Annotated in this window: 1 rRNA gene; it reads left to right on the forward strand. The window is 56.2% G+C overall.

Going from position 1 to position 1416, the window contains the following annotated elements:
• Nucleotides 1–1395 (forward strand): 23S ribosomal RNA (locus AB0I49_RS38215); the annotation flags it as partial.
• Nucleotides 1396–1416: the final 21 nt, after the last annotated feature.

The raw sequence follows: 1416 nt of genomic DNA on the forward strand, positions 1-1416 counted from the left end.
GGGTGAGACCTGATGCCGAGCCGATTGTGGTGAAGTGGATGATCCTATGCTGTCGAGAAAAGCCTCTAGCGAGTTTCATGGCGGCCCGTACCCTAAACCGACTCAGGTGGTCAGGTAGAGAATACCGAGGCGTTCGGGTGAACTATGGTTAAGGAACTCGGCAAAATGCCCCCGTAACTTCGGGAGAAGGGGGGCCATTCCTGGTGATGATCTTTTCGGTCTGAGCTGGGGGTGGCCGCAGAGACCAGCGAGAAGCGACTGTTTACTAAAAACACAGGTCCGTGCGAAGCCGTAAGGCGATGTATACGGACTGACGCCTGCCCGGTGCTGGAACGTTAAGGGGACCGGTTAGCTCCATTTCGGTGGGGCGAGGCTGAGAACTTAAGCGCCAGTAAACGGCGGTGGTAACTATAACCATCCTAAGGTAGCGAAATTCCTTGTCGGGTAAGTTCCGACCTGCACGAATGGCGTAACGACTTCTCGACTGTCTCAACCATAGGCCCGGTGAAATTGCACTACGAGTAAAGATGCTCGTTTCGCGCAGCAGGACGGAAAGACCCCGGGACCTTTACTATAGCTTGATATTGGTGTTCGGTTCGGCTTGTGTAGGATAGGTGGGAGACTGTGAAGCTATGGCGCCAGCCGTGGTGGAGTCGTCGTTGAAATACCACTCTGGTCGTGCTGGATGTCTAACCTGGGTCCGTGATCCGGATCAGGGACAGTGTCTGGTGGGTAGTTTAACTGGGGCGGTTGCCTCCTAAAGGGTAACGGAGGCGCCCAAAGGTTCCCTCAGCCTGGTTGGCAATCAGGTGTTGAGTGTAAGTGCACAAGGGAGCTTGACTGTGAGACCGACGGGTCGAGCAGGGACGAAAGTCGGGACTAGTGATCCGGCGGTGGCTTGTGGAAGCGCCGTCGCTCAACGGATAAAAGGTACCCCGGGGATAACAGGCTGATCTTCCCCAAGAGTCCATATCGACGGGATGGTTTGGCACCTCGATGTCGGCTCGTCGCATCCTGGGGCTGGAGTCGGTCCCAAGGGTTGGGCTGTTCGCCCATTAAAGCGGTACGCGAGCTGGGTTTAGAACGTCGTGAGACAGTTCGGTCCCTATCCGCTGTGCGCGTAGGAGTCTTGAGAAGGGCTGTCCCTAGTACGAGAGGACCGGGACGGACGAACCTCTGGTGTGCCAGTTGTTCTGCCAAGGGCATGGCTGGTTGGCTACGTTCGGAAAGGATAACCGCTGAAAGCATCTAAGCGGGAAGCCTGCTTCAAGATGAGGACTCCCTCCCCCTTTGAGGGGTTAAGGCTCCCAGTAGACGACTGGGTTGATAGGCCAGATATGGAAGCCTGGTAACGGGTGGAGTTGACTGGTACTAATAGGCCGAGGGCTTGTCCTCAGTTGCTCGCGTCCACTGTGT

The organism is Streptomyces sp. NPDC050617, from assembly GCF_040654795.1.
GTDB lineage: Bacteria > Actinomycetota > Actinomycetes > Streptomycetales > Streptomycetaceae > Streptomyces.